The sequence below is a fragment of the Acidimicrobiales bacterium genome (assembly GCA_036273495.1).
Classification (GTDB): domain Bacteria; phylum Actinomycetota; class Acidimicrobiia; order Acidimicrobiales; family JAJPHE01; genus DASSEU01.
Genome location: DASUHN010000275.1, coordinates 1 through 5,360 on the forward strand (window position 1 = coordinate 1; position 5,360 = coordinate 5,360).

6 protein-coding genes are annotated in these 5,360 nt (G+C 70.3%); 3 read left to right on the forward strand and 3 right to left on the reverse strand.

Translation table 11 applies throughout. The features are described 5' to 3' along the window. Window positions 1-56: 56 nt before the first annotated feature. The 3 genes from VFW24_11805 to VFW24_11815 form a co-directional block, all read right to left on the reverse strand. A complete protein-coding gene (locus tag VFW24_11805) occupies window positions 57-878 on the reverse strand; it encodes a glucose 1-dehydrogenase (GenBank protein ID HEX5267447.1) in 822 nt (273 codons plus the stop codon). Continuing rightward, window positions 868-1,698: an SDR family NAD(P)-dependent oxidoreductase gene (locus VFW24_11810; protein ID HEX5267448.1), complete on the reverse strand. Its 831-nt coding sequence runs from the start codon at window positions 1,696-1,698 to the stop codon at window positions 868-870. The genes VFW24_11805 and VFW24_11810 overlap by 11 nt, the downstream gene beginning before the upstream one ends. 80 nt (window positions 1,699-1,778) lie before the next feature. Then, window positions 1,779-2,468, reverse strand: coding sequence for a DUF3159 domain-containing protein (locus VFW24_11815; GenBank protein HEX5267449.1), 690 nt, complete (start codon window positions 2,466-2,468; stop codon window positions 1,779-1,781). A gap of 117 nt (window positions 2,469-2,585) precedes the next feature. Here VFW24_11815 and VFW24_11820 point away from each other — a divergent pair, with 117 nt between their 5' ends. The 3 genes from VFW24_11820 to VFW24_11830 form a co-directional block, all read left to right on the forward strand. Continuing rightward, a complete protein-coding gene (locus tag VFW24_11820) occupies window positions 2,586-3,290 on the forward strand; it encodes a TetR/AcrR family transcriptional regulator C-terminal domain-containing protein (protein HEX5267450.1) in 705 nt (234 codons plus the stop codon). A 53-nt stretch (window positions 3,291-3,343) separates the two neighbouring features. Further along, complete coding sequence (locus VFW24_11825) at window positions 3,344-4,525, forward strand: serine hydrolase domain-containing protein (protein ID HEX5267451.1); 1,182 nt, start codon at window positions 3,344-3,346, stop codon at window positions 4,523-4,525. Window positions 4,526-4,605: 80 nt separating this feature from the next. Continuing rightward, window positions 4,606-5,360, forward strand: a 755-nt coding sequence (locus tag VFW24_11830) for an amidohydrolase family protein (protein HEX5267452.1), incomplete at its 3' end; no start/stop codon positions are given.

Consider the following 5,360-nt stretch of genomic DNA (forward strand, 5'->3'; position numbering starts at 1 on the left):
GGTGGACGCCATTCCGCCCACTATAACGTGAGTGAGGCCTCACTCACAGCCGGGCCCTACTCCATCAGGTCCGGTATGTGCATGCCGCTGGTGGTTCCCCCGTCGAGCATGAAGTCGGCGCCGGTGAAGTAGGCGCTGTCGTCCGAGGCCAGGAAGAGGGCCGCGGCGGCCACGTCCTCCACCGTGCCGAACCGGCCTACCGGGGGAGTGGCCATGGCCGACCGCCGCTCGCCGGCGCCGGAGGCGTAGGCCTCGATCATCGCCGGGGGGAGCGACTCCATCACCATCTCGGGGTTGCCCGCCGCCGGGCAGATGGCGTTGACCCGGATGCCGAGGCGTCCCAGCTCCAGAGCCGCCACCTTGGTGAGCCCTCGGACCGCGAACTTGCTGGCCGAGTACGCACTGGTACGGGGGGCGGCGTAGTGGCCGTCGATCGACGAGATGTTGACGATCGAGCCGCCCCCGGCGCTCTTCATCGGCTCGATGGCGGCGCGTATCCCGAGGAACGTGCCCAGCTCGTTCACCCGGAAGACGCGGAGATAGGCGTCCACTGTCGTCTCCCGGAGCAGGTTGATGTGGAGGACGGCGGCGTTGTTGACGAGGACGTCCAGACGGCCGAACTGGGCGACCGTGTAGGCCGTCAGGTCGTCCCAGTCCTGCTCCTCGCTCACGTCACAGTGCCGGTACAGGGCGGCCGGGCCCAGCTCCTCCACCGCCGGCTTTCCCCGGTCGTCGAGCACGTCGGCCACCACGACCCGGGCCCCCTCGGCCACGAAGCGGCGGGCTATGGCCTGACCACTGCCCCGGGCGCCCCCCGTGACGATGGCCACCTTGCCGTCGAGCCGACCCGATCCACCTTGCTGCTGTTCACCGGCCACCTTGTCGTCCCTCCGAAGCGATGCCGCCGGCGTCGATGGCGGCCAGGATGGCGTTGTAGCGCTCCCGGGCCCGGGGCGCCACGTGTTCCTCCCAGCCGGTCGGGAAGGCGAACACGTACAGCTCGCCCGCCTCGATGGCGGCCCGGGCCCGCCGCCCAACCAGCAGGGGGTCGAGTCCGAAGTCGGTGATGTCGGTCCCGAACGGCTCGGCGGCCTTCCGTCCATAGCTCGTGGGCCGGTTGCGCTGGGCGCCGAGGATGCGGCTGCTGATGTTGCCGGGGCAGAGCACCGACACCCCGATGCCGGCCGGACCCAGCTCCTCGTGGAGGGTCTCGGACAGAGCCAGGAGGGCCGACTTCGACGCCCCGTAGATCCCCCCTCCGCCGAGGGCGGCGACCGAGGAGGTGTTGAGGATGTGGCCGCCGCCCTGCCTGGTCATCCGGGGGACGAAGGCATGGATCCCGTGCACGACGCCCATCAGGTTGACGTCGAAGACCCACCGCCAGTCCTCCACGATCATGTCGGTGATCGGTCCCATCAGGAGCACCCCGGCGTTGTTGCACAGCACGTCGGCCGATCGGAACTCCTGATACGTGACGTCGGCGAGCCGCTCGACGTCGGCGAAGCTGGATACGTCGGTCTGGACGGCGAGGGCCTGGCGGCCGTGCTCCTCCACCTCTTCGACCACCGCCGCGGCGGCGTCGGGCTCGATGTCGGACACCACGACGTTCATGCCGGCCTCGGCCAGCGCCAGGGCCAGGCCCCGGCCGATCCCGCTGCCCGCACCCGTCACGACCGCCGTGCGCCCGGAAAGCTCCATCCCGCTCACCCCGCTGTCTGTGGCTCGGAGACCTCAGCGCTCGCGAGCACCTGCAGGCCCAAGTCTGCCGAGGACAGTGGTCACGCCGCCGTCTCGGGCGCGGGCCGGGTGACCAGGCCGCGAATCCGGTAGAGGGACCCGGCGATCATCGGGACGGTCCCCGCCAGGTTGGTGGCCTGGCGGACGGCGATGTACGTCCCGGCCGACACGGTGCGCAGCAGCCAGATCTGAAGGATCCCCGAGGCCAGGCTGTAGATCCCCCACACCAGGGACAGCTGCCGGAAGATCCGCTGGCGGTCGTCCGGCGGGCTTCGCGGGTCCGGCGGCCCGAACACGACCTTGAAGGCGGCGCCGATGGCGGGACGGCCCACCGCCACCGACCCGAGGAAGATCGCCGCCACCAGGAAGCTGGTCACGATCCCGGGCCCGAAGTAGGCGAGCTCCGAGTTGGTGGCGACGCCGACGGCGCCCCGGGCGACGAGGAAGGCCAGGCTGATCCACAGCACCAGGCCGGGGCGCCGGCCCCGGGCCCGCCGGGCCAGCCCCAGAGTCACCGAGGCGGCGGTGGCGCCGGCCATGGCCCAGCGCAGGCCGTAGGTCCAGTCCAGGGGCATGAACGTGGCAACCGGCACGACCCCGCTGACGACGTTGGACCAGCCCATCCGGCCGGCCATCTCCCGGAGGCTGAGCGGCAGGTGGGATCCGTCGGGAGCGGGCAGGGGGACGCCGAGCACGGTCCGGCGCTCGGGCCCGGAGGAGGTGGGAGCCACTACCCGGCCGTCTCCACAATCACGCCATCGCCCCCCAGCGTCAGCCCCTTGACGTATGTGAAAAACTAACATGGCCGCAGGAGCGGTGTCGAGGGTTGGTCGCGAGCAGGGGAGGCCATGAGCAGCCAGCGGGTGCGTTCGCCGGTCGGTGCGGGAGCATCGGCCAAACGGAGAGGGCGGCGCCCGAGCATCTCGCGCGAGGACCTGGTACGTGAAGCCCGCAGGCTGGGGCCCGACGGCATCGGGCTACAGGCGGTGGCCGACGCCCTCGGGGTGACGCGCACCAGCCTCTACTACTACGTGAAGGACCAGGTCGAGCTGGGCCGGCTGGTGCTGACCGCGCTCATCGACGACGCCACTGACGAGCAATGGCTGCCGTCGGACCAGGCGGACTGGTCGGAGTGGCTCGAGGCCTATGCCTTCGAGCTGCGGCGCAAGCACCTGTCGGTCGCGCCGTGGCTGCGCTACGCCCAGCACAATCCGTTGGTGACCGAGCGGTCCCTGGCCCAGATGGACCGCCTGATGGAGCACCTGGTGCGCTCGGGATTCAGCATGCAGCTGGCCAGCCAGGCGTCGGTGTTCATCACCCGGATCGTGATGGCCACGGTCCACCAGGAGGTGGCCGGCATGGCCGGAGACGCCGAGACGGCGCGGGTGATGGCCGATCTGGCCGCCACGCGCGACCGGCTCCGCACCCGTCCGGACAATGAGCTCCGCTCCATCCGCAAGGTGTGGGACGCCCTGGACCGGACCGACAGCGAGACCCAGCTGCGCTTCGAGCTGAGGTGCGCCCTGGAGGGGATCCGCGTCCAACTGTCCTGAGCCGCCGGAGCGACGCGTGCAGTTTGTCTCGACAGCCGTTGAATAGGGGGAACATGGCCAGGGAAGCCGTCCACGGCGCCGTCGAGCCCGGCTACGAGCCCGTCCGTCGGGCGTTCGAGGTCAACTTCGCCGAAGAGGGGGAGGTGGGCGCGGCGGTCGCGGTGTACCGCCACGGGCGCCCGGTCGTGGATCTCTGGGCGGGCGTGCGGAACACCGAGACAGGTGCGCCGTGGGAGGAGCACACCCCGGTGAGGGTCGCCTCGACCACCAAGGGCCTCACCGCCGTCTGCGCCAACCTGTTGGCCCAGCGCGGGGAGCTCGACCTCGACGCTCCGGTCGCGGCGTACTGGCCCGAGTTCAAGGCGGAGGGGAAGGAGTCGGTACCGGTCCGGTGGGTGCTGGCCCATCGCGCCGGCGTCCCCGTGGTGGACAGGACCTTCACCGCCGAGGACGTGTTCGCCTGGTTCCCGGTGGTGGACGCCATCGCCGCCCAGAAGCCGCTGTGGAAGCCGGGGACGGCCCACGGCTACCACGGCCAGACGTACGGCTACATGGTCGGAGAGCTGGTCCGCCGGATCACCGGCCGGACCATCGGCCGCTTCCTGGCGGAGGAAGTGGCGGGACCGTTGGCCCTCGACGCCTGGATCGGGACCCCGGAGGACGTGATCCCGAAGGTGGCCCGGGTGCTGTCCCCGGCCTACGGGGCAGTGTCCGGGGACGCCGGATGTAAACGCGCTGACGCGGAACGGGAGGAGCCGACGGGCGGCGGAGCCGACGACCTGGCCGAGCGGTTCGGCCTGATCATGCGGGTGGCTCTGTTCACCCACCTGATGCCGGACTACAACGCCCCCGAGTGGCTGCGCATCGAGATGCCATCGGCCAACGGGGTCACCACGGCGCGTTCTCTGGCCAAGCTGTACGCCTCCCTGATCGGCGAGGTGCACGGCCGGCGGCTGTTCACGCCCGAGACCCTGGCGGCGGCAACAACACCTCAGGCTGAGGGGGAGGACCGGATCCTGCGTCATGCCACCCGCTGGGGTCTCGGCTTCTCGTTGGCGTCGGAGCCGTCTCCGATGCTCGGTCCCCACTCGTTCGGCCATGCGGGTGCCGGCGGCTCCTTCGGTCTGGCCGACCCGGAGAGCGGAGTCTCCATGGGCTATGTGATGAACCTCCACAAGATGGGCGAGGACCGCCGGGGGACCCGGCTGATGGAGGCGGTCCGGGCGTCTCTGTAGGTCCGGCGGACCAGGCCCCTTCCCTTGACAGGGTGGGGGCCGGGACATATTTTCACACCAGTCAACGAGGGGGATTGGGGATGCCTGACAGCCACGACGGGACCGACGGTCGGGGCGGCGCCGCCCTCGAGGAGACGGCACCGGCGCTGATCGTCTCGTGCGACTCGCACGTGGGGCCGCGCCTGGTGGAAGACATGCGGCCCTACTGCCCGAAGAAGTACCTGGAGCGCTACGACGCCTTCGTCGCCAAGCATCAGGCCGAGCAGGAAGCCATGCGCGAGATGTTCGCCAAGAGCGGGGGGGCACGCGGCGCCGCCTTCACCAATCATCCGAACATGGCCACGCCCGGCCACTACGACCCGCACGTCCGGCTGCGTGACATGGACGCCGACGGGGTGGCGGCCGAGGTGCTGTTACCGAACACGGTCCCGCCGTTCTTTCCGACCAGTCCCAACATCACCATCAGCCTGCCCCGGACCCGCGACGAGCTCGAGAAGCGGTGGGCCGGAGTGCAGGCCCACAACCGTTGGCAGATCGACTTCTGTTTGCTTGCCCCGGACCGTCGCCGCGGGTTGATTCAGATCTTCCCCAACGATGTCGAGCTGGCTTTGGAAGAGATCCGCTGGGGAGCCGAGCACGGCTGTTTCGGAGGCGTGCTCATCCCCCCTGTCTCGCCCGGTGACCCTCAGGTCGCCCCGCTCTTCCACACCCGCTACGAGCCGATCTGGGCACTTTGCACGGAGCTGGACCTGACGGTGGTGCAGCATGCGGGGGCCGGTAGCCCCGAGATGCCGATGGACCAGCCAGCGTCTAACGCGGTCTTGATCACCGAGAT